19 protein-coding genes are annotated in these 20010 nt (G+C 54.9%); 9 read left to right on the top strand and 10 right to left on the bottom strand.

Translation table 11 applies throughout. The features are described from left to right. Nucleotides 1-63 precede the first annotated feature (63 nt). From ftsZ to mutT, 5 genes are all read left to right on the top strand, one after another. Nucleotides 64-1215, top strand: coding sequence for a cell division protein FtsZ (gene ftsZ, locus ACRDD5_RS08035; RefSeq protein ID WP_271266705.1), 1152 nt, complete (start codon nucleotides 64-66; stop codon nucleotides 1213-1215). A gap of 101 nt (nucleotides 1216-1316) precedes the next feature. Further along, nucleotides 1317-2234 carry a UDP-3-O-acyl-N-acetylglucosamine deacetylase gene (gene lpxC / locus ACRDD5_RS08030; RefSeq protein ID WP_438676429.1) on the top strand — a complete coding sequence of 306 codons (918 nt, stop codon included), beginning with the start codon at nucleotides 1317-1319 and terminating at the stop codon, nucleotides 2232-2234. A 250-nt stretch (nucleotides 2235-2484) separates the two neighbouring features. Beyond that, complete coding sequence (gene secM / locus ACRDD5_RS08025) at nucleotides 2485-2988, top strand: secA translation cis-regulator SecM (protein WP_438676428.1); 504 nt, start codon at nucleotides 2485-2487, stop codon at nucleotides 2986-2988. Nucleotides 2989-3047: 59 nt separating this feature from the next. Continuing rightward, nucleotides 3048-5753 (top strand): preprotein translocase subunit SecA, encoded by a 2706-nt coding sequence (gene secA, locus ACRDD5_RS08020; protein ID WP_271282442.1) that lies wholly within the window; start codon nucleotides 3048-3050, stop codon nucleotides 5751-5753. A gap of 57 nt (nucleotides 5754-5810) precedes the next feature. Then, nucleotides 5811-6200 (top strand): 8-oxo-dGTP diphosphatase MutT, encoded by a 390-nt coding sequence (gene mutT, locus ACRDD5_RS08015; RefSeq protein WP_271282441.1) that lies wholly within the window; start codon nucleotides 5811-5813, stop codon nucleotides 6198-6200. Between the two features lie 39 nt (nucleotides 6201-6239). Here the strand turns inward: mutT and yacG are convergent, their stop codons facing one another. The 3 genes from yacG to coaE are packed head-to-tail and all read right to left on the bottom strand — an operon-like array spanning nucleotide 6240 to nucleotide 7806. Beyond that, nucleotides 6240-6434 (bottom strand): DNA gyrase inhibitor YacG, encoded by a 195-nt coding sequence (yacG, locus tag ACRDD5_RS08010; RefSeq protein ID WP_438676427.1) that lies wholly within the window; start codon nucleotides 6432-6434, stop codon nucleotides 6240-6242. A 9-nt stretch (nucleotides 6435-6443) separates the two neighbouring features. Next, on the bottom strand, nucleotides 6444-7187 hold the full coding sequence (gene zapD, locus ACRDD5_RS08005) for a cell division protein ZapD (RefSeq protein ID WP_271282439.1): 744 nt from the start codon (nucleotides 7185-7187) through the stop codon (nucleotides 6444-6446). Continuing rightward, nucleotides 7165-7806, bottom strand: coding sequence for a dephospho-CoA kinase (coaE, locus tag ACRDD5_RS08000; protein WP_438676426.1), 642 nt, complete (start codon nucleotides 7804-7806; stop codon nucleotides 7165-7167). Before coaE ends, zapD begins: the two co-directional genes overlap by 23 nt. Before the next feature lie 235 nt (nucleotides 7807-8041). Between coaE and ACRDD5_RS07995 the strand changes: the two genes are divergently transcribed. Beyond that, entirely contained in the window at nucleotides 8042-9085 is a 1044-nt protein-coding gene (locus tag ACRDD5_RS07995; RefSeq protein WP_438676425.1) for a GMP reductase, read from the top strand. A gap of 32 nt (nucleotides 9086-9117) precedes the next feature. Here ACRDD5_RS07995 and hofC read toward each other — a convergent pair whose 3' ends face one another. The 4 genes from hofC to nadC all read right to left on the bottom strand — a co-directional run bounded on the left by hofC (nucleotide 9118) and on the right by nadC (nucleotide 13211). Beyond that, on the bottom strand, nucleotides 9118-10317 hold the full coding sequence (gene hofC, locus ACRDD5_RS07990; RefSeq protein WP_438676424.1) for a protein transport protein HofC: 1200 nt from the start codon (nucleotides 10315-10317) through the stop codon (nucleotides 9118-9120). Further along, complete coding sequence (gspE, locus tag ACRDD5_RS07985) at nucleotides 10307-11692, bottom strand: type II secretion system protein GspE (protein ID WP_438676423.1); 1386 nt, start codon at nucleotides 11690-11692, stop codon at nucleotides 10307-10309. The genes hofC and gspE overlap by 11 nt, the downstream gene beginning before the upstream one ends. Then, nucleotides 11689-12141, bottom strand: coding sequence for a prepilin peptidase-dependent pilin (gene ppdD / locus ACRDD5_RS07980; protein WP_438676422.1), 453 nt, complete (start codon nucleotides 12139-12141; stop codon nucleotides 11689-11691). Before ppdD ends, gspE begins: the two co-directional genes overlap by 4 nt. Nucleotides 12142-12317: 176 nt before the next feature. Then, nucleotides 12318-13211, bottom strand: coding sequence for a carboxylating nicotinate-nucleotide diphosphorylase (nadC, locus tag ACRDD5_RS07975; RefSeq protein ID WP_271282433.1), 894 nt, complete (start codon nucleotides 13209-13211; stop codon nucleotides 12318-12320). An 87-nt stretch (nucleotides 13212-13298) separates the two neighbouring features. Here nadC and ampD point away from each other — a divergent pair, with 87 nt between their 5' ends. Together ampD and ampE are read left to right on the top strand one after the other, a co-directional pair. After that, nucleotides 13299-13862: a 1,6-anhydro-N-acetylmuramyl-L-alanine amidase AmpD gene (ampD, locus tag ACRDD5_RS07970; RefSeq protein WP_438676421.1), complete on the top strand. Its 564-nt coding sequence runs from the start codon at nucleotides 13299-13301 to the stop codon at nucleotides 13860-13862. Continuing rightward, nucleotides 13859-14713 carry a beta-lactamase regulator AmpE gene (gene ampE, locus ACRDD5_RS07965; RefSeq protein WP_438676420.1) on the top strand — a complete coding sequence of 285 codons (855 nt, stop codon included), beginning with the start codon at nucleotides 13859-13861 and terminating at the stop codon, nucleotides 14711-14713. Before ampD ends, ampE begins: the two co-directional genes overlap by 4 nt. A gap of 18 nt (nucleotides 14714-14731) precedes the next feature. On the opposite strand, the gene ACRDD5_RS07960 is transcribed toward ampE, so the two are convergent. The 3 genes from ACRDD5_RS07960 to aroP all read right to left on the bottom strand — a co-directional run bounded on the left by ACRDD5_RS07960 (nucleotide 14732) and on the right by aroP (nucleotide 18620). Next, the gene (locus ACRDD5_RS07960) at nucleotides 14732-15682 is read right to left on the bottom strand and encodes a glycoside hydrolase family 43 protein (RefSeq protein WP_271282430.1); all 951 of its coding nucleotides are present in this window, start codon (nucleotides 15680-15682) and stop codon (nucleotides 14732-14734) included. Nucleotides 15683-15692: 10 nt separating this feature from the next. Next, entirely contained in the window at nucleotides 15693-17090 is a 1398-nt protein-coding gene (locus ACRDD5_RS07955) for a glycoside-pentoside-hexuronide (GPH):cation symporter (RefSeq protein WP_271282429.1), read from the bottom strand. A 159-nt stretch (nucleotides 17091-17249) separates the two neighbouring features. Further along, nucleotides 17250-18620, bottom strand: coding sequence for an aromatic amino acid transporter AroP (gene aroP / locus ACRDD5_RS07950; RefSeq protein WP_271282428.1), 1371 nt, complete (start codon nucleotides 18618-18620; stop codon nucleotides 17250-17252). 538 nt (nucleotides 18621-19158) lie between these two features. Between aroP and pdhR the strand changes: the two genes are divergently transcribed. Next, nucleotides 19159-19923: a pyruvate dehydrogenase complex transcriptional repressor PdhR gene (pdhR, locus tag ACRDD5_RS07945; protein ID WP_271266722.1), complete on the top strand. Its 765-nt coding sequence runs from the start codon at nucleotides 19159-19161 to the stop codon at nucleotides 19921-19923. The last annotated feature ends 87 nt before the right edge of the window (nucleotides 19924-20010 follow it).

The raw sequence follows: 20010 nt of genomic DNA, 5'->3' as shown, positions 1-20010 counted from the left end.
TTTTAGTAAGAGACCGGTGAACATTTACGGTTTCAGGCGACAGGCACAAAACGGAGAGAAACTATGTTTGAACCTATGGAACTGACCAACGACGCGGTGATTAAAGTCATCGGCGTCGGTGGCGGCGGCGGTAATGCTGTAGAGCATATGGTGCGCGAGCGCATTGAAGGTGTTGAATTCTTTGCAGTCAACACCGACGCACAGGCGCTGCGTAAAACGGCCGTTGGCCAGACGATCCAAATCGGTGGTGGCATTACGAAAGGTCTTGGCGCTGGGGCAAACCCTGAAGTCGGCCGTAATGCAGCAGAAGAAGACCGCGAAGCGCTGCGCGCTGCGCTGGATGGTGCAGACATGGTGTTTATCGCTGCAGGCATGGGCGGGGGTACCGGCACGGGTGCTGCGCCAGTGGTTGCTGAAGTCGCTAAAGATTTAGGTATCCTGACCGTTGCTGTCGTGACGAAGCCTTTCAACTTTGAAGGCAAGAAGCGTATGGCATTCGCGGAGCAGGGTATCACCGAGCTGTCCAAACACGTGGACTCGCTGATCACCATCCCGAACGACAAGCTGCTGAAAGTGCTGGGTCGTGGCATCTCTCTGCTGGACGCTTTTGGCGCAGCGAACGATGTTTTAAAAGGCGCTGTGCAGGGTATCGCAGAACTGATCACCCGTCCGGGTCTGATGAACGTCGACTTTGCTGACGTGCGCACAGTGATGTCCGAAATGGGCTACGCAATGATGGGTTCCGGCGTGGCGAAAGGCGAAGACCGTGCAGAAGAAGCGGCTGAAATGGCCATCTCTTCTCCACTGCTGGAAGATATCGATCTGTCTGGCGCGCGCGGCGTGCTGGTTAACATCACCGCGGGCTTCGACCTGCGTCTGGATGAATTTGAAACCGTGGGCAACACCATCCGTGCGTTTGCATCTGATAATGCAACCGTGGTAATTGGTACCTCACTTGACCCAGAAATGAATGATGAACTGCGCGTGACCGTTGTTGCGACCGGTATCGGCATGGACAAACGTCCTGAGATCACTTTGGTCACCAACAAGCCTGCACAGCAGCCTGTCATGGACCGCTACCCGCAGCACGGCATGTCGCCGCTGACGCAGGAGCAAAAACCGGCGGCGAAAGTGGTGAACGACAGTACACCGCAGACCCAAAAAGAGCCTGATTATCTTGATATTCCAGCGTTCCTGCGTAAGCAAGCTGACTAAGAATTGACTGGAATTAGGGCATTTACGCTCTTTGTGCTAAACTGGCCTGCCGATAGTGATATACACTCTCGGTTGGATAAGTAATTTGGCGAGATTATACGATGATCAAACAAAGGACATTAAAACGTATCGTTCAGGCGACTGGCGTCGGTTTACATACCGGCAAAAAGGTCACACTGACGTTGCGCCCTGCGTCGGCCAATACCGGGGTCATCTATCGTCGCACCGACTTGAATCCACCGGTAGATTTCCCGGCTGATGCCAAATCTGTGCGTGATACTATGCTCTGTACTTGCCTGGTCAATGAGCATGACGTACGGATTTCTACCGTAGAACACCTGAATGCCGCTCTGGCGGGTCTGGGGATCGACAACATTGTTATTGAAGTCGATGCGCCAGAAATCCCGATCATGGATGGCAGCGCTGCACCGTTTGTTTATTTGTTGCTGGATGCCGGCATCGAAGAATTGAACTGCGCGAAGAAATTCGTGCGTATCAAAGAGACGGTTCGCGTTCAGGATGGCGACAAGTGGGCTGAGTTCAAGCCGTTTAATGGTTTTTCGTTGGACTTTACCATCGACTTTAACCATCCGGCGATTGATGCCAGCACCCAGCGCTATGCGATGAACTTCTCTGCTGATGCGTTTATGCGTCAGATTAGTCGTGCCCGTACTTTCGGTTTCATGCGTGATATCGAATATCTGCAGTCCCGCGGCCTGTGCCTGGGCGGCAGCTTCGATTGTGCCATCGTTGTTGACGATTATCGCGTACTGAACGAAGATGGCCTGCGTTTTGAAGATGAATTCGTTCGTCACAAAATGCTGGATGCGATCGGCGACCTGTTTATGTGTGGTCACAATATTATTGGTGCATTTACCGCGTACAAATCCGGTCATGCGCTGAATAACAAATTGCTGCAGGCTGTTCTGGCAAAACAGGAAGCTTGGGAATTTGTGACCTTCGAAGACGAAGCAGAACTGCCTCTGGCATTCAAAGCTCCGAAAACGGTCCTGGCGTAACGGTACTTCCGTTATATCAATGCGACTGGTTGACCTGGCACTCTCTCCGGCCAGGAAGACCAGTCGTTTTTGTTTTTATCCCTTCGAAATTGCTGCAGTCAATCGCATGTTTGCTGATTTCTTCGCGATTTTTAACCTCCTCCGCGTCTCAATACTGCTGCTGCGCAGTGGCTTTAGTGGTACTATCTGGGCGCGAAAATAAATAAAATCATTCGGTGAGCCTGAAGGCTGACCTATCGTGGTGGGGCAATTGAGCGGAATTCTGACGCGCTGGCGACAATTTGGCAGACGTTACTTCTGGCCGCATCTCCTTTTGGGGATGGTCGCGGCGAGTTTCGGCTTGCCCGCGCTCAGCAATAACGCCGAAGCCGCTACCCCTGCAAAAGCCAGCACCACCCGGCACGATTTAACCACGCGGGTCAATTTCACCAACCTTGCACTTCTGGAAGCAAAACGCCGCCCGAACTTTACGGTGGATTACTGGCACCAGCATGCGATTCGCACGGTTATTCGTCATCTCTCTTTCGCGATGGCACCGCAGGCGTTGCCTGCCGTCGAAGAATCTCTGCCGGTTCAGGCGCACCATCTTGCCCTGCTCGATACGCTCAACACGCTGTTAACCCTGCAGAGCAAACCGCCGGCGATCGTTCGCCAGGTCACCGTTGCCACGTTTGAACCGCAACCCGCCTTTTCAGTATCCGCCTGGATTAGCCAGGTACAGGGTATCCGTGCCGGACCTCAACGCCTCAGCTAAATTAACCTTTTTCAGTACATTAATTTAACTGCCCATGATGGGGCGTTTGAGAATTTATTATGCTAATCAAATTATTAACCAAAGTTTTCGGTAGTCGTAACGATCGTACCCTGCGCCGTATGCGCAAAGCTGTCACGGTAATCAATGCCATGGAACCGGAGATGGAAAAACTCTCCGATGACGAGCTGAAAGCGAAAACCGTCGAATTCCGTGCCCGTCTTGAGAAAGGCGCAACCGTTGAAAGCCTGATCCCGGAAGCGTTCGCCGTTGTTCGTGAGGCGAGTAAGCGCGTATTCAATATGCGTCACTTTGACGTGCAGCTGCTGGGCGGCATGGTGCTGAACGATCGCTGCATCGCAGAGATGCGTACCGGTGAAGGTAAAACCCTGACCGCAACCCTGCCAGCTTATCTGAATGCTCTGTCCGGGAAAGGCGTTCACGTCGTGACCGTCAACGACTATCTGGCACAGCGTGATGCCGAAAATAACCGCCCGCTGTTCGAATTCCTCGGCATGAGCGTCGGGATCAACATGTCCGGTCTGCCTGCACCGGCAAAACGTGAAGCCTACGGCGCGGATATCACCTACGGCACTAACAACGAATACGGCTTCGACTACCTGCGCGATAACATGGCATTTAGCCCGGAAGAGCGCGTCCAGCGTAAACTGCACTATGCGCTGGTGGATGAGGTGGACTCCATCCTGATCGATGAAGCGCGTACGCCGCTGATCATCTCCGGCCCGGCTGAAGACAGCTCCGAGATGTATCGCAAAGTCGACAAAATCATTCCACACCTGATTCGTCAGGAAAAAGAAGACTCCGATACTTTCCAGGGTGAAGGCCACTTCTCCGTGGACGAAAAAGCGCGTCAGGTTAACCTGACCGAACGCGGTCTGGTTCAGATCGAAGAGCTGCTGGTGAATCAGGGCATTATGGACGAAGGCGAGTCACTCTACTCCCCGACTAACATTATGCTGATGCACCACGTCACTGCCGCCCTGCGCGCGCACGTGCTGTTTACCCGTGATGTTGATTACATCGTCAAAGATGGCGAAGTCATTATCGTTGACGAACACACCGGTCGTACCATGCAGGGTCGTCGCTGGTCCGATGGCCTGCATCAGGCCGTCGAAGCAAAAGAGCAAGTCGACATCCAGAATGAGAACCAGACGCTGGCGTCCATCACCTTCCAGAACTACTTCCGTCTGTACGAGAAGCTGGCGGGGATGACCGGTACGGCGGATACGGAAGCCTTCGAATTCAGCTCTATCTACAAGCTGGATACCGTTGTGGTGCCGACCAACCGTCCGATGATCCGTAAAGATATGCCGGATCTGGTCTACATGACCGAAGCAGAAAAAATTCAGGCGATCATTGAAGATATCCGCGATCGTACCGCTGCGGGCCAGCCGGTGCTGGTGGGGACGATTTCGATTGAAAAATCAGAAGTGGTCTCCGATGAACTGACCAAAGCCGGTATCAAACACAACGTACTGAACGCCAAGTTCCACGCCAAAGAAGCGGACATCGTTGCCCAGGCGGGCTATCCGTCAGCTGTGACTATCGCCACCAACATGGCCGGTCGTGGTACTGATATTATGCTGGGCGGCAGCTGGCAGGCTGAACTGGCCGAGCTGGAAAACCCAACGCCGGAGCAGGTCGCGCAGATTAAAGCTGAGTGGCAGATTCGTCACGATGCAGTGCTGGCTGCAGGTGGTCTGCATATCATCGGTACTGAACGTCACGAATCTCGTCGTATCGATAACCAGCTGCGCGGCCGTGCGGGTCGTCAGGGTGATGCCGGTTCATCTCGCTTCTACCTGTCGATGGAAGATGCGCTGATGCGTATTTTTGCCTCCGACCGTGTGTCTGGCATGATGCGTAAGCTGGGCATGAAACCGGGCGAAGCGATTGAACACCCGTGGGTGACCAAGGCTATCGCTAACGCCCAGCGTAAAGTTGAAAGCCGTAACTTTGATATTCGTAAGCAACTGCTGGAATACGATGATGTGGCGAACGATCAGCGTCGTGCTATCTACACCCAGCGTAACGAATTGCTGGACGTATCCGACGTAAGCGAAACCATTAACAGCATTCGTGAAGACGTCTTTAAAGCGACAATTGATGGACACATTCCACCGCAGTCGCTGGAAGAGATGTGGGATATCGAGGGTCTGCAGGCGCGTCTGAAAAATGACTTTGACCTCGAGCTGCCAATTCAGGAGTGGCTGGATAAAGAGCCAGAGCTGCATGAAGAGACGCTGCGTGAACGTATCTTCGCCAACGCACTGGAAGTCTACAAGCGTAAAGAAGAAGTGGTGGGTGCAGAGATGATGCGCCACTTCGAAAAAGGCGTGATGCTGCAAACGCTGGACTCCCTGTGGAAAGAGCACCTGGCGGCGATGGATTACCTGCGTCAGGGGATCCATCTGCGCGGCTATGCGCAAAAAGATCCGAAGCAGGAGTACAAACGCGAATCCTTTGCGATGTTTGCCTCAATGCTGGAATCACTGAAATACGAAGTGATCAGTACCCTGAGCAAGGTGCAGGTGCGCATGCCGGAAGAAGTTGAAGAGATGGAGCAGCAGCGTCGTGAAGAAGCCGAACGTCTGGCACAGATGCAACAGCTCAGCCATCAGGACGACGAAGCCGCAGCGGCAGCCGCTATTGCCGAGCAGTCCGGCGATCGTAAGGTTGGGCGTAACGATCCGTGCCCGTGTGGTTCCGGTAAAAAATACAAACAGTGCCATGGCCGCCTGAGCTAAGCATTTAACACACTGAAAAGGCGCAGATATCTGCGCCTTTTTTATGGACGTAACATAATGAAAATACTGCAAATCGCTGTCGGGATTATCCGCAATTCACATAATCAATTCTTCATCACCCAGCGCGCGGCCGATGCCCATATGGCCAACAAGTGGGAATTCCCTGGCGGTAAGATCGAGTCAGGCGAAACGCCGGAGCAGGCGCTGACCCGTGAACTCCAGGAAGAGGTGGGGATCACCCCGCTGGGTGCAACGCTATTTGATAAGCTGGAATATACCTTTCCCGATCGCCACATCACCCTGTGGTTCTGGCTGGTCGAAAGCTGGGAAGGCGAGCCGTGGGGGAGAGAAGGGCAGCCAGGCAACTGGGTTACGCTGAGTGCGGAGGATGCGGATAAGTTCCCGCCGGCAAATGAACCCATTATTGCCCGCTTAGTTCAGAATTAACGGGCCTGCCTGTCGACGTACCGGCAGGCCATCGTGACCTTACTGCTGCTCTTCGCTCCAGTCGTCGCTGTCAGACAGATCGCCTGCGCTGGGAATGCGTTTCTCTTCTGCAGCCCATTCGCCAAGATCGATCAGCTGGCAGCGTTTGCAGCAGAAAGGACGAAACGGGCTTTGTTCGCTCCAGATGACGGGCTTCCCGCAGGTGGGGCAGTTTACGCTGGTAATATCAGACATCATGGCTCCTTAACAACACGCCAGTTCAAAGTCGAGGCGTTCAGGCACGAGGCCATTTTCACTGTCGAGCGGCATAAAACGGATCGCAAAGCGGCTCTTGTGCCCGGAAATTTGCGGATAAAGCTGATCGGCGAGGCGCAGCTGTAAGCGCAGCAGGTCGGCATCGTCGCCATTGTCCTGGTAAAAGCCGTTCAGGCTGGTTTGCTTACGAAACGGTGCAGAGTTGCGGATCAGATCGAGGATCAACGACAGCGCCTGATGCACTGGCTCAAGGCTATCAATCCAGCCCTGTACCTGAGTGTCGCGCTGCTCCTGCGGCATATGCAGCCAGATATGCAGAGTCGGCAAATCGAAGCTGCAGCAGCCGCCGGGAATGCTCAGGCGCTGGCGGACCAGCGCCACCAGACGGTCTTCACGCAGAAACTGGCCCACGCGCGGCGCGGCCATCAGAATTCCGCTGCTCTGTTTCAGCTGCTGGCGCAGGGCGTCGATACGGCTGTTGTCTACGCCGGGCACCTCCGCCCAGGCCTGTAATTTACGCTGCTGGCGTTCCAGCTCTTTCAGCAGTTCAGTCCGCACTTCGCCACGCTCTAACACATCCAGAAGGTCGCCTACGTTACGGAAAAAATGCAGGGCAGTGGTGTGGTCGTGAACCGGAAGCTGGCTGGAAAGCTGCTGAATTAAAAACTCAATACGCAGCCAGGTACGCATTTTTTCGTTGAGGGGATGCTCAAAAAGAACGTGGGTGTACATTATGGTTTTCCTGTAAAACGGCCTGCGCAGCATACGCCAGGTATTGCTGATGCAGACGAGCAACATCCGATGCAATGGCATCCGGTGCGCCATTATTATCAATAACATCATCCGCGACGGCCAGGCGCGCTTCACGCGTGGCCTGCGCGGCAAGAATTTGTTCGGCATGTTCGCGTGCGACGTTATCGCGTGCCATGGTGCGCTGAATTTGGGTGTCTACAGAGACATCGACCACCAGAACCCGATCGGCTTTTTTATGTAGCTGATTTTCCACCAGCAGCGGTACAACCCACAGGACATACGGTGAGGTCGCTTCCCGCATCTGCCTCTGGGTCTCCTGCTGGATCAGCGGGTGGAGCAGGGCGTTAAGCCAGGCTTTTTCTTCAGGATGAGCAAAAATACGTTCGCGCAGCTTTCGGCGATTAAGGGTGCCCTCGGGCCCGATGAGTTCACCGCCGAAATGTTCGGCGATAGCATGCAGTGCGGGTGTGCCGGGTTCTACCACCTGTCGGGCAATGATATCGGCATCAATAACGTTGACGCCCAGACGAGAAAATGTGTCGGCGACGGTACTTTTGCCACTTCCGATGCCGCCCGTTAACGCGACGGTATACCCCATTAAATTAAATCCTGGGAAATATTCATTATCAAAATCAGCCGCTTAAATTGAATTCATATAACAGATAATCGTTAACGCTTTTTATCTGGCTTTGCTCAGGTAAATTTATAGGATTGTAGCGTAAAAAAAGTGATTTTCGCAGTCTTGCGGAGCAACGATTAGTGCGTATGATAACGTCACTGGAGTTGTGTGTTTCGTTTTTCGACATTTACCCCAGTACCCCAGGAATCTGCAAATGCGTATCGAAGAAGATCTGAAGTTAGGTTTCAAAGACGTTCTTATCCGCCCTAAACGTTCCACTCTGAAAAGTCGCTCTGACGTTGAGCTCGAACGTCAATTTACCTTTAAGCATTCCGGTCAGACCTGGTCTGGCGTGCCGATTATCGCCGCCAATATGGACTCCGTCGGGACCTTCGCGATGGCGACCGCGCTGGCAAGCTTTGAGATCCTGACGGCAGTGCATAAACACTATAGCGTGGAAGAGTGGAATGCGTTTGTCGCATCTGCCCCTGCTGACGTGTTAAAGCATGTGATGGTCTCTACGGGTACCTCCGACGCTGATTTTGAGAAAACGAAACAGATCCTGGCGGCGAACCCGGCGCTTAATTTCCTCTGCATTGACGTGGCGAACGGTTACTCCGAACACTTCGTCCGTTTTGTCAGCAAAGCGCGTCAAGCCTGGCCGACCAAAACCATTATCGCTGGTAACGTGGTGACAGGTGAGATGTGTGAAGAGCTGATCCTCTCCGGCGCCGATATTGTCAAAGTGGGTATCGGCCCAGGCTCCGTGTGCACCACGCGTGTTAAAACGGGCGTGGGTTACCCGCAACTGTCTGCTGTCATTGAGTGTGCCGATGCCGCCCACGGTCTTGGCGGTCAGATCGTCAGCGACGGCGGTTGCACCATGCCAGGTGACGTAGCGAAAGCCTTCGGCGGCGGCGCTGACTTCGTGATGCTCGGCGGTATGCTGGCAGGTCACGAAGAGAGCGGCGGTACCGTAGTGGAAGAAAACGGCGAGAAATTCATGCTGTTCTACGGCATGAGCTCTGAGTCTGCGATGAACCGTCACGTCGGTGGTGTTGCCCAGTATCGCGCCGCAGAAGGTAAAACCGTGAAACTGCCACTGCGCGGCCCGGTTGATCTAACCGCGCGTGACATCCTCGGTGGCCTGCGTTCTGCGTGCACCTACGTGGGTGCTGAACGCCTGAAAGAGCTGACCAAGCGCACAACCTTTATCCGCGTGCAGGAACAGGAAAACCGCGTTTTCAATAGCCTGTAAGCCTCTCTCGCTGGCGCTCTCACGCGCCAGCGTTATCCCGCCCCCATCGCATCCCCCAGATGGAAAATGGGCAGGTACATCGCCACCACCAGCGTACCGATAATAATCCCCGTCACGATCAACAGCAGCGGTTCCAGCAGCGAAGCCAGATTATCCGCCTGCTGAAAGGTTTGTTCATTATGATGCTGTGCCAGATTACGCAACATCGTGTCCAGCGCGCCCGAAGCTTCGCCGGTACGTACCAACTGAATGCACAGCGGTGTGAATACCTGGGCATCATTCAGGGCTGACCAGATAGGCGACCCCTGCGTCACGCGCTGATGAATCGCCTGTAATTTTTCCTTCCAGAAAGGGCACTCCAGCGTCTCTTCAGTGCTTTCCAGCCCCTGTAAAAAAGCAATACCCGCCTGCTGCGTCAGCGACAGCACGGTAAAGATCTGACTTAATTTTTGCCCGCGCGCGAGTGAGCCGATTATCGGGCAGCGCAGCATCAGGCGCTGGGTGGCAACGCGCCATCGGCGATGACGGTGTACAGTAAGCAGACCCATCACGGTAACCAGCAGGAACAGCACCAGCGCCACGCCTCGCTCCTGAAGAAAGCTGGCTATCCCCATCACGGCCTGGGTCAGGGCCGGTAAGGGCGTATTGAAGGTTTGATAGATCCCGGCAAACTCCGGCAGCACCAGCGTCACCATAGCCAGCACCACGGCAACGGCCAGCGTGAGAATAATGACCGGATAGCGCAGCGCCTTTTTTACCTTCGCACTAAGCTGCTGCTGCGTTTTTTGCTGTTGCGCCAGCTGACGACAGCACTCGTCGAGTTTGCCCGTCAGCTCCCCGGTTTTCATCATTGAAACGTAGAGCGGTGGAAAGACATTCGGCCACTTTTTCAGCGCATCTGAAAACGCGCACCCGGCGCTGAGATCGTCGGCAAGGCTTTGCAGCAGCGCCTGCCAGTGTCTGGCCGGGTGCTGCTGCGCCAGAAGATCCAGACCTGCCGACAGCGTTAACCCTGCCTGCAGCAGCGTCGCCAGCTGATGAATCACCTCATAGCGATGCTGCGGCTGCCAGCGTGGGGTAGGCCGTGCACCCCGCTTAAGCTCAAGCGGTAACAGGTCTTTATCCCGCAGCACAGCCGATGCGGTGTCTCGATCGGGCGCCCACAGTGCGCCCTGCTGGCGTTCACCCTGTAGGCTGAGGGCGCGCCAGCGCCAGAGTTGATTACTGGCCATCCGGTACACCCAGCACCCGGACCAGCTCTTCGAGGGTAGTTTTGCCCTGCTCAACCGCCATGCACCCATGTTCAAACAGCGTGGTCATGCCCGATTGTCGGGCAAGCTTGTCGATCTCTTCCACGGCCGCGCCGTTGGCGATGGCCGTTCGCAGCTCGCGGGTGATAACCAGTACCTCAAAGATCGCCACGCGGCCATAAAAGCCGTGATAGCAACGGTCGCAACCGGCGGGCTGCCAGTGTGGCAGAGGCCGGGGCCATAACGCATCGGGCAGGGGCGCTTCCCGGTGGGCCTGCTTACGGCAGTGCGGGCAAAGGCGACGTACCAGTCGCTGGGCAATAACCAAAGACAGGGCTGAGGCGATCATCCAGTGCGCTACCCCCATCTGCTGCAGGCGCACCAGCGTTTCTGCCGTCGAATTGGTGTGCAGGGTCGACAGCACCAGATGCCCGGTCTGTGCCGCATTCATGGCGATCTCTGCTGTTTCGCCGTCGCGTATTTCACCGACCATGATGATATCCGGATCCTGGCGTAGCAGCGCGCGCAGTACATTTTGAAAGGTTAAGCCCGCCCGGGGATTGACCGGGGTTTGGTTCAGCCCTTCCAGTGGGATTTCCACCGGATCCTCAACGCTGCAGATGTTAACTGCTGGCGTGTTGCGGGCCTGCAGCGCGCTGTAAAGGGTCACGGTTTTGCCGCTGCCTGTGGGGCCGGTCACCAGTATCAGGCCTTGTGGTTTGTGCAGTGCGCTGGTAAACAGCCGCTGCTGCGTTTCACTCATCCCCAATTGATCGAGCAAAAGCGTCTGTTGCTCCTGCTGCAGGAGTCGCAGAACGATCTTTTCCCCGCTGCGACAGGGGAGCGTGGCAATGCGAAACGACACCGGTGAGCCGGTGAGTTCGACCGTAAATTGTCCATCCTGAGGCAGTCGTCGCTCAGCGATATCCAGGTTGCCCAGCACCTTCAGCCGTGCGATAAGCGTGGTGCCCAGGGTGGAAGAGAGCGGCTGCTGGGGATACAGAACGCCATCGATGCGCAGTCGGATCTGCCAGCTTTCCTCGGCGGGCTCAATATGAATATCTGAGGCCCGCTGGTTCAGCGCCTGAATCAGGGTGCGATTAAGGATCTCAACCGCCGAGTTTGCCGCGCCAGCAATGACGGGTAGATGCGACAGCGTGGCGGTTTGTCGGTGTTTTTCCATTTTTTCGCGGGTCCAGCACTCGATGTTGACCCGTTTCTGGGTGGCGAAACGCAGTGCTTCTAACATCGTCGGCTCGGGTGTGCCGATAACCGCAATGTCTATCGTCTCGGTGTCGCTGGTCAGCAGCAGGGCATTGTGGCGCTGACACAGCGCCATCAGTTTGTCTGGATTCATTGCCCGCTCTCCTCAACGGCGCTAAAGCGGAACACGTCTTCGCAGGCCTGCTTAAGCGCGCTGTCTTCGCCAACGGTGCAGACGCGTGTCCAGCCGGTGATACCGTTGCCGCTATCCCAGACCGGGGTCATCACCACCTCCAGACCATTCAGGCTCTCCTGGCCGGTCAGGGTAATCGTGCCTTTGGCGATGCTCATGGCAGAGACATAGCGAGTGGTGGCAGGGGAGGGAATACCGTTGACGCTGGCATCGCAGCTGTCCGTTCCTCCATGATCCAGGGCGCAGAGTTCGACTGCGGTACGGTAGGGCATGAAGGTTTGCAGCATGTCAGTGAGTGCGGCTTTACGCAGGTAGTTTTGGTAGGCCGGAATGCCGGTGGCGCTAAGAATGGCAACGATGCCGATGACCACCATTAGCTCGATGAGGGTAAATCCTTTTTGTCTTTCCATGGGTCGCTCCTTATGTAGACCAGCGCTACTGTGGCAGCGTGTCGGGCAACGGGCGAGCGACAAAAATCGTTTCGTGATGCGGGATTCAGAGCATTATGTGGGCGTTACAGCGCGGAACATTTTATTTGCGAGGCGGGTCGAGATACCCGGCCAGTGCAGGCCGGGCAGGCAGTCAGTTAACGAAAGCGCATCGACAGATCAAGGGCGCGCACGTGTTTGGTCAGCGCGCCAACGGAGATAAAATCGACGCCGGTTTCGGCAAACTCACGCAGCGTTTCGCGCGTTACATTGCCGGACACTTCCAGGCGTGCCTGGCCGTTAGTGCGTTTCACGGCTTCGCGCATCTGCTCGGTTTTGAAGTTATCCAGCATGATAATGTCCGCGCCCGCTTTCAGCGCCGCGTCCAGCTCTTCCAGGCTTTCGACCTCCACCTCAACCGGCACATCCGGATGCAGCCAGAAGGCTTTTTCCACTGCCTGACGAACAGAGCCAGAGGCGATAATGTGGTTCTCTTTAATTAAGAAGGCATCGGATAACCCGAGGCGATGGTTGGCACCACCGCCGCACAGTACCGCATACTTCAGCGCGGTGCGCAGGCCGGGTAGCGTTTTGCGGGTGTCCAGCAGCTGCGTTTGGGTGCCTTCCAGCAGATCAACATAGGTGCGGACTTCGCTGGCGACGCCGGAAAGCGTCTGAACAAAATTAAGCGCGGTGCGCTCGCCGGTCAGCAGCACCCGCGAGGCGCCTTCAAGTTCAAACAGAGGCTGATTGGCGGTGATGCTGTCGCCATCCTCGACGTGCCAGGTTACCTGAATACCGTCCCCTGCGAGTTGAGTAAAGACCTCTTCAACCCAACGTTTGCCGCAGAATACGCCGTCTTCACGGGTGATCACGACCGCATGGGAGCGCGCATCTTCCGCCAGCAGCTGGGCGGTGATGTCGTTACTGGCATCCACCTCTCCACCCAAATCTTCGCGCAGGGCCTGGGCGACGCTTACCGGGATATCCTGATTAATACGTTCCAGAAGCGCGTCACGTCTGTGGTCGGGGTTGTAGCGGCGAGGCGGCATGATAAAACTCCAAATTGGTAACGAATCATAAGATTGAAACATGCTACTCTGAACCGGGAATCAGCACCATATCTAAGGAGATCCTGCATGCAGTTAGAACATGGATGGCTGGTGGATGCACGGCATGTACCCTCGCCGCACCACGATTGCCGCCCTGAGGATGAGGCACCCTCACTGCTGGTGGTTCACAACATTAGCCTGCCGCCCGGCGAGTTTGGTGGTCCGTGGATTGATGCGTTATTCACCGGAACAATCGATCCGGATGCTCACCCCTTTTTTGATGAAATAGCGCATCTGCGCGTTTCAGCCCATTGTCTGATTCGCCGCGACGGTGAAATCGTCCAGTATGTTCCTTTTGATAAACGAGCCTGGCATGCGGGAGTCTCCTGCTATGAAGGACGGGAACGCTGTAATGATTTTTCGATTGGCATTGAGCTGGAAGGGACGGATACGCTGCCCTATACCGATGCGCAGTATCAGCAACTGGCCGCGTTGACGCGGATGCTGATGCAGCGCTATCCGGCCATGGCCGGGCACATCACCGGGCATAGCGATATTGCCCCGCAGCGAAAAACTGACCCCGGCCCGGCGTTTAACTGGGAACGATTCAGAACCTTGCTTACCGCTCTGTCAGATAAGGAGATGACATGACGTTATTTACCATGCTGCTGGTGATCTCCGCTGAGCGTTTATTCAAACTGGGTGAGCACTGGCAACTGGATCACCGGATGGAAGTGCTGTTCCGCCGTATCCGTCATTTTTCCCCGCTGCGTACGCTGTTAATGATGGGTGCAATGATGGGGGGCGTGTTTCTGCTGCTGCGTTCGCTGCACGGCCTCTTTTTTAACGTTCCGTTGCTGGTGGTGTGGATCCTGCTTGGCGTGCTGTGCATTGGTGCGGGCAAGGTGCGTCTTCATTATCATGCCTATCTGAAGGCTGCCTCCCGTGATGATGCTCATGCTCGCGGGGCGATGGCCAGCGAACTGACGCTGATCCACGGCGTGCCGCCGGAGTGCAATGAGCGCGAGTTTCTGCGCGAGCTGCAAAACGCGTTGCTGTGGATTAATTTTCGCTACTATCTGGCGCCGCTGTTCTGGTTCGTGGTGGGCGGAATGTGGGGGCCGGTGCTGCTGATGGGCTACGCGTTTTTACGTGCCTGGCAGAGCTGGCTGGCACGCTACCTGACGCCGCATGAGCGTTTGCAATCGGGCATTGATGCTATCCTGCACGTACTGGACTGGCTGCCGGTGCGGCTGTTCGGGGTGGTGTATGCCCTGATCGGGCATGGCGAAAAAGCGCTGCCGGGATGGTTTGCTTCACTGGGCGATCGCCACACCTCCCAGTACCAGGTGCTGACGCGTCTGGCTCAGTTCTCGCTGGCGCGTGAACCGCATACAGACAAAATTGAAACGCCAAAAGCGGCTGTTTCGATGGCCAAAAAAACCACCTTTGCGGTGGTGGTGATTGTGGCGCTGCTGACCATTTACGGCGCGCTGGTTTAAGCCAGCGCGCCGCCAGGTTTAGACAGTATCCGCTGACGGGATGCCGAAATCGGGCATCCCGTTTTCTTTCCAGCGAACTAACTTCAGACGGGTATGGCGGTTCGGATCGTAGAGCGGATCGCCTTCGATTTCGGTGTAGTTTCGTGCGTGGTAAATCAGCACGTCTTCCCCGTCAGCAGTCTGGGTAAAGCTGTTGTGTCCCGGCCCGTACTGGCGATTTTCATAGCTGGTGGTAAACACCGGCTGCGGTGATTTCTGCCAGTTAGCCGGGTTATGCGGATCGGCTTGTGTGTCAATCCACAGCAGTCCCATGCAGTAATTTTCATCGGTCGCGCTGGCGGAGTAGCTGATAAACAGCCGGTCGCCGTGGAATAACACCGCCGGGCCTTCGTTGACCCAGAATCCCCGACATTCCCAGTCATACTCCGGTTTGCTAAGCATCACCGGCTCGCCTTTCAGCGTCCACGGATTCTCCATTTCACACAGATACAGGTTTGAGTTTCCAGCGATATCCGGCGCTTTTTGCGCCCATAAATACCAGCGTTTGCCCTGATGCATGAAGGTGGTGGCATCCAGGGCGAAGGTATCGAAGGGCGTTTTCACCTGGCCTTTTTCGTGCCAGGTACCGCTAAGGGGGTCGCTGTCGGTGCATTCCAGCGCAAACATTCGGTGCTGGAACATGCCGAGCTTATCCAGCGCATGGGTGTGAGTAGCGGCAAAGTAGATGTACCACATGCCGTCGATGCAGTGCAGTTCCGGGGCCCAGATCAGCTCACTCATCGGGCCGCTGTCTGGCTTGCGCCAGACCACTACCGGTTCGGCGCTCCGTAACCCTTCCAGCGAATCGGCCCGGCGGATCTCGAGCCTGTCATATTCCGGCACGGAAGCGATAAAATAGTATTGCCCTTCATGGCGCAGAATATACGGGTCTGCGCGTTGTTCAATAAACGGGTTTGGCCAGTTTTGCATCAGGCTTTCCTTATTTAGTCTCAGCGGCTTTGAGTTCCTGATAGTCATTCAGCTCGCGATAGTTGTTGCGGCGTTTTTCCAGATCTTCCTGAATCTGCTTCATGGTTTCACGGTCTACTTTCAGCAGACGTACCACGCCCGCAGTAATGAGATATCCGACGCCTGGAATGATGGTAAAGAGCAGCACAATGCCGTTAATGGCATCTGCGCTCTGCGCTTTTGCACCGGCGTCATAACCGTACCAGGAGAGCAGGAAACCGACCATCGCACCGGCAATCGCCAGCCCCAGTTTGAGGAAGAATATGTTGCCCGAGAAGCTGATCCCGGTGATGCGTTTGCCGGTTTTCCACTCGCCGTAATCGTCCACATCGGCCATCAGTGACCAGTGCAGTGGGGACGGGATCTGGTGAAGAATGTTCAACAGGAAGTAGAGCACCACGATGGTCGTCGTTGCTTTCGGATCAAAGAAATAGAATGCGCAGGAGAAGATCGCCAGCGCGATGTTGGTCCAGAAGAACACTTTCAGCTTGCACCAGCGATCGGTCAGCACTTTTGCCAGCACGCTACCGAGCATCATGCCCACAACACCAAGGCTGATAAACAGGGTGGCAAAGTGGGTCGTCTGGCCCATGACCCAGGTGACGTAATACATGGTGGCCGCCATGCGAATAAAGCCCGGGCAGACGTTACACAGGGTCAGTAGCAAAATGCGCACCCACTGATCGTTCTTCCAGACATCTTTAAGGTCGTTTTTCAGCTCGTCATTGGTCTGTACAGCCGGGCGTACGCGCTCGCGCACGGTAGAGAAGCTGAACAGGAACATGCAGGTGCCAATCAGCGCCAGTACGGTCATGGCCATCTGATAGCCTTTGGCTTTGTTATCCCCGCCGAACCAGTCGGCCATGGGCAGCAGCGTCAGTGACAGCAAGAGCGTAGCAATACCGACCATGACAAAGCGATAGGACTGGCAGGCTACACGCTCTTTTGGGTCGTTGGTGATGACGCCACCCAGCGAGCAGTACGGAATATTGATGGCCGTATAGGTCAGTGAAAGCAGGAAATAGGTAACAAATGCATAGATAACTTTGCTGTTATAGCTCCATTCTGGCGTGGTGAACATCAGGATGCTGAACAGCGCATAAGGGAAGGCAATCCACAAAAGCCATGGACGAAATCGCCCATACTTACTGCGGGTACGATCGGCAATCGCACCCATAATCGGATCGGTAATCGCATCGATGACGCGTACTGAAAGCAGTAAGACACCCACCAGCGCAGGCGCCAGGCCGAAAATGTCCGTATAGAAATAGTTCACAAACAACATGATGGCGCCAAAGATAATGTTGCATCCGGCGTCGCCCATCCCATAGCCGATCTTTTCTTTCACTGACAGTTTGTTGTTATTCATCGACGTCTCTCTGAGTTACGGTATGGAGAGAATTATTCGCTGCCTATGCAAAATATGCGTTGCAGTATAACGTCGCTGATATGGATGAAATGGCTATTGGCGGGAAAGTGTGAGGAAGGTAACAACCCTCTGCGCCCGTCGGGCGCAGAGGGGAGGGGATTAATGCGCTTTTATGGTCTTCGCATTTTTCTGTTTAAACATGTAACCCACCCCGAGGATGACAATCCAAACCGGGATCAGATAAACCGAGATCGCCATGCCCGGGGTCATCAGCATGATGACCAGCACCGCCGCCATGAACAGCAGGCAGATCCAGTTACCCACCGGGTAGAGCAGGGCCGGGAAGCGCGTTGTAGCGCCCTGCTGCTGTTTCGCACGACGGAACTTTATGTGCGCCAGGCTTATCATCGCCCAGTTGATCACCAGGGCGGAGACCACCAGCGCCATCAGCAGGCCGAAGGCTGAATCCGGCGCAAAGTAGTTGATCAGCACGCACAGCGCGGTCACCAGAGCCGAAACGATAATGGTATTCACCGGAACGCCACGCTTATCGACAGAGAGCAGCGCTTTTGGGGCGTTGCCCTGCTGCGCCAGGCCAAACAGCATGCGGCTGTTGCAGTATACGCAGCTGTTATACACCGACAGCGCCGCCGTCAGAACCACGACGTTCAGAGCGTTGGCCACGAAGGTGTCGCCCAGCTCGTGGAAGATCAGCACAAACGGGCTGGTGTCAGCGGTCACGCGGGTCCACGGCAGCAGCGAGAGCAGTACCGCCAGCGAGCCCACATAGAAAATCAGGATACGGTAGATAACCTGGTTGGTGGCTTTTGGGATGCTCTGCTCCGGGTTATCGGCCTCTGCGGCAGTAATGCCGACCAGCTCCAGACCGCCAAACGAGAACATAATGATGGCCATCATCATCACCAGCCCGGTCATGCCGTGCGGTAAGAAGCCGCCCTGATCCCAAAGGTTGCTGACGCTTGCCTGCGGGCCGCCATTGCCGCTGAACAGCAGCCAACCGCCGAACAGGATCATCGCCACCACGGCGATAACTTTAATAATGGCGAACCAGAATTCCATCTCCCCAAACACTTTTACGTTGGTCAGGTTAATGGCGTTAATGAGCACGAAGAATACCGCTGCGGAAACCCAGGTCGGTATTTCAGGCCACCAGAATTGAACATACTTCCCGACGGCGGTTAATTCCGCCATCGCCACCAGCACATAAAGTACCCAGTAGTTCCAGCCGGACGCGAACCCGGCGAAGCTGCCCCAGTATTTATAAGCAAAGTGGCTAAAGGAACCGGCGACGGGCTCTTCGACCACCATTTCGCCCAGCTGTCGCATAATCAGAAACGCGATAAAGCCGGCAATGGCGTAACCCAGAATAATACCCGGACCGGCAGACTGAATAACCGATGCGCTGCCCAGAAACAGGCCCGTACCGATAGCGCCGCCGAGAGCAATAAGCTGAATATGGCGGTTTTTAAGGCCGCGCTTTAGCTGATCGCCTTGCTGTTGACCATCCATTATGAAACCTCGTGTGTGGTTGTTATGTTCACGCTCGGGCGTGTGTAATTATGAAATTCCATTTCATGTATTTATTAGTTTACGGTTCAATTATCGCAAAAAGTAGGGCGAGTCTTCCGTAACGGGAAGAATAATGGTAAGCGACGGCGAATGCACCTGCTTTATGTGGGGAAGAAGATGGATTGAATAAAAAGAAAGCATTTGTAAATCGTCCCGTTTAAGTCCCTCAATCAACCTATAGAATAAAAATGCTCCGTAAGTGGGCGATTTTTCATTTTTAGCTGTGCTAAATCGGTTCAGATCGCACTTTGCTGCGTTTCATTAACGTTAAATCTCCCTCTTTGGTGGTAATCAATTCTTTTGGGCAAAGTTACATTTCTGAAACGTTATTTCTGTAAGGTTGTTAAAATGTGCAGGGTTTAATGATTTCAATCAAAACCAATATGGACACAAGGTGAATACTTTGTTACTTTAGCGATACGAACTCGAAATTGGTAAGACCAATTGACTCCGGGCAAAAAGGCGTAAGACAGGGAATATGGCCTACAGCAAAATTCGCCAACCAAAACTATCCGATGTGATTGAGCAGCAGCTGGAGTTTTTGATCCTTGAAGGGACTCTGCGCCCCGGTGAAAAACTCCCGCCTGAACGCGAACTGGCAAAACAGTTCGACGTCTCCCGTCCCTCTCTGCGTGAGGCGATCCAACGTCTCGAAGCCAAGGGCTTGCTGCTTCGTCGCCAGGGCGGCGGAACCTTTGTGCAAAACAGCCTGTGGCAGAGTTTCAGCGACCCGTTAGTGGAGCTGCTCTCCGACCACCCAGAATCCCAGTTTGATCTGCTTGAAACCCGTCACGCGCTTGAAGGCATCGCGGCTTATTACGCGGCGCTGCGCAGCAATGATGAAGATCGCGCGCGTATCCGTGAGCTGCATCAGGCCATTGAACGGGCGCAGGAGTCCGGCGATCTCGACGCCGAGTCTGATGCCGTAGTCCAGTATCAAATTGCAGTAACTGAAGCAGCACACAACGTCGTGTTGCTTCATCTACTACGCTGCATGGAGCCGATGCTGGCCCAGAATGTTCGACAGAATTTTGAATTGTTGTATGCCCGTCGGGAGATGCTCCCGCTGGTCAGCAACCATCGCACTCGTGTATTCGAGGCGATAATGGCCGGGGAACCGGAGCAGGCGCGTGAAGCGTCGCACCGCCACCTGGCTTTCATTGAGGAAATCTTGCTGGACCGCAGCCGTGAACAAAGTCGTAGAGAACGTTCATTGCGCCGCATACAGCAAAGAAAGGATTAAGCGCCAGTTTTTTAGAGCGCGGCAACTAAACGCAGAACCTGTCTTATTGTGTTCTCTTACGAGAACACAATGGGACAGGTTCCAGAC

The organism is Silvania sp., assembly GCF_051656365.1.
In the GTDB taxonomy this organism is placed as follows: Bacteria; Pseudomonadota; Gammaproteobacteria; order Enterobacterales; family Enterobacteriaceae; genus Enterobacter; species Enterobacter hatchlandensis.
Note: the sequence above shows the minus strand (reverse complement) of the source record. Positions and strands in the feature narration are given on the sequence as shown.

Bases quoted from the DNA above. Each gene is read 5' to 3' on its own strand.
- ftsZ (WP_271266705.1), top strand. From the start codon at position 64: ATGTTTGAACCTATGGAACTGACCAACGACGCGGTGATTAAAGTCATC.
- nadC (WP_271282433.1), bottom strand. From the start codon at position 13,211: ATGCCGCCTCGCCGCTACAACCCCGACCACAGACGTGACGCGCTTCTG.
- secA (WP_271282442.1), top strand. From the start codon at position 3,048: ATGCTAATCAAATTATTAACCAAAGTTTTCGGTAGTCGTAACGATCGT.
- ACRDD5_RS07995 (WP_438676425.1), top strand. From the start codon at position 8,042: ATGCGTATCGAAGAAGATCTGAAGTTAGGTTTCAAAGACGTTCTTATC.
- ampE (WP_438676420.1), top strand. From the start codon at position 13,859: ATGACGTTATTTACCATGCTGCTGGTGATCTCCGCTGAGCGTTTATTC.
- ampD (WP_438676421.1), top strand. From the start codon at position 13,299: ATGCAGTTAGAACATGGATGGCTGGTGGATGCACGGCATGTACCCTCG.
- ppdD (WP_438676422.1), bottom strand. From the start codon at position 12,141: ATGGAAAGACAAAAAGGATTTACCCTCATCGAGCTAATGGTGGTCATC.
- yacG (WP_438676427.1), bottom strand. From the start codon at position 6,434: ATGTCTGATATTACCAGCGTAAACTGCCCCACCTGCGGGAAGCCCGTC.
- aroP (WP_271282428.1), bottom strand. From the start codon at position 18,620: ATGGATGGTCAACAGCAAGGCGATCAGCTAAAGCGCGGCCTTAAAAAC.
- gspE (WP_438676423.1), bottom strand. From the start codon at position 11,692: ATGAATCCAGACAAACTGATGGCGCTGTGTCAGCGCCACAATGCCCTG.
- coaE (WP_438676426.1), bottom strand. From the start codon at position 7,806: ATGGGGTATACCGTCGCGTTAACGGGCGGCATCGGAAGTGGCAAAAGT.
- ACRDD5_RS07960 (WP_271282430.1), bottom strand. From the start codon at position 15,682: ATGCAAAACTGGCCAAACCCGTTTATTGAACAACGCGCAGACCCGTAT.
- zapD (WP_271282439.1), bottom strand. From the start codon at position 7,187: ATGTACACCCACGTTCTTTTTGAGCATCCCCTCAACGAAAAAATGCGT.
- mutT (WP_271282441.1), top strand. From the start codon at position 5,811: ATGAAAATACTGCAAATCGCTGTCGGGATTATCCGCAATTCACATAAT.
- ACRDD5_RS07955 (WP_271282429.1), bottom strand. From the start codon at position 17,090: ATGAATAACAACAAACTGTCAGTGAAAGAAAAGATCGGCTATGGGATG.
- pdhR (WP_271266722.1), top strand. From the start codon at position 19,159: ATGGCCTACAGCAAAATTCGCCAACCAAAACTATCCGATGTGATTGAG.
- lpxC (WP_438676429.1), top strand. From the start codon at position 1,317: ATGATCAAACAAAGGACATTAAAACGTATCGTTCAGGCGACTGGCGTC.
- hofC (WP_438676424.1), bottom strand. From the start codon at position 10,317: ATGGCCAGTAATCAACTCTGGCGCTGGCGCGCCCTCAGCCTACAGGGT.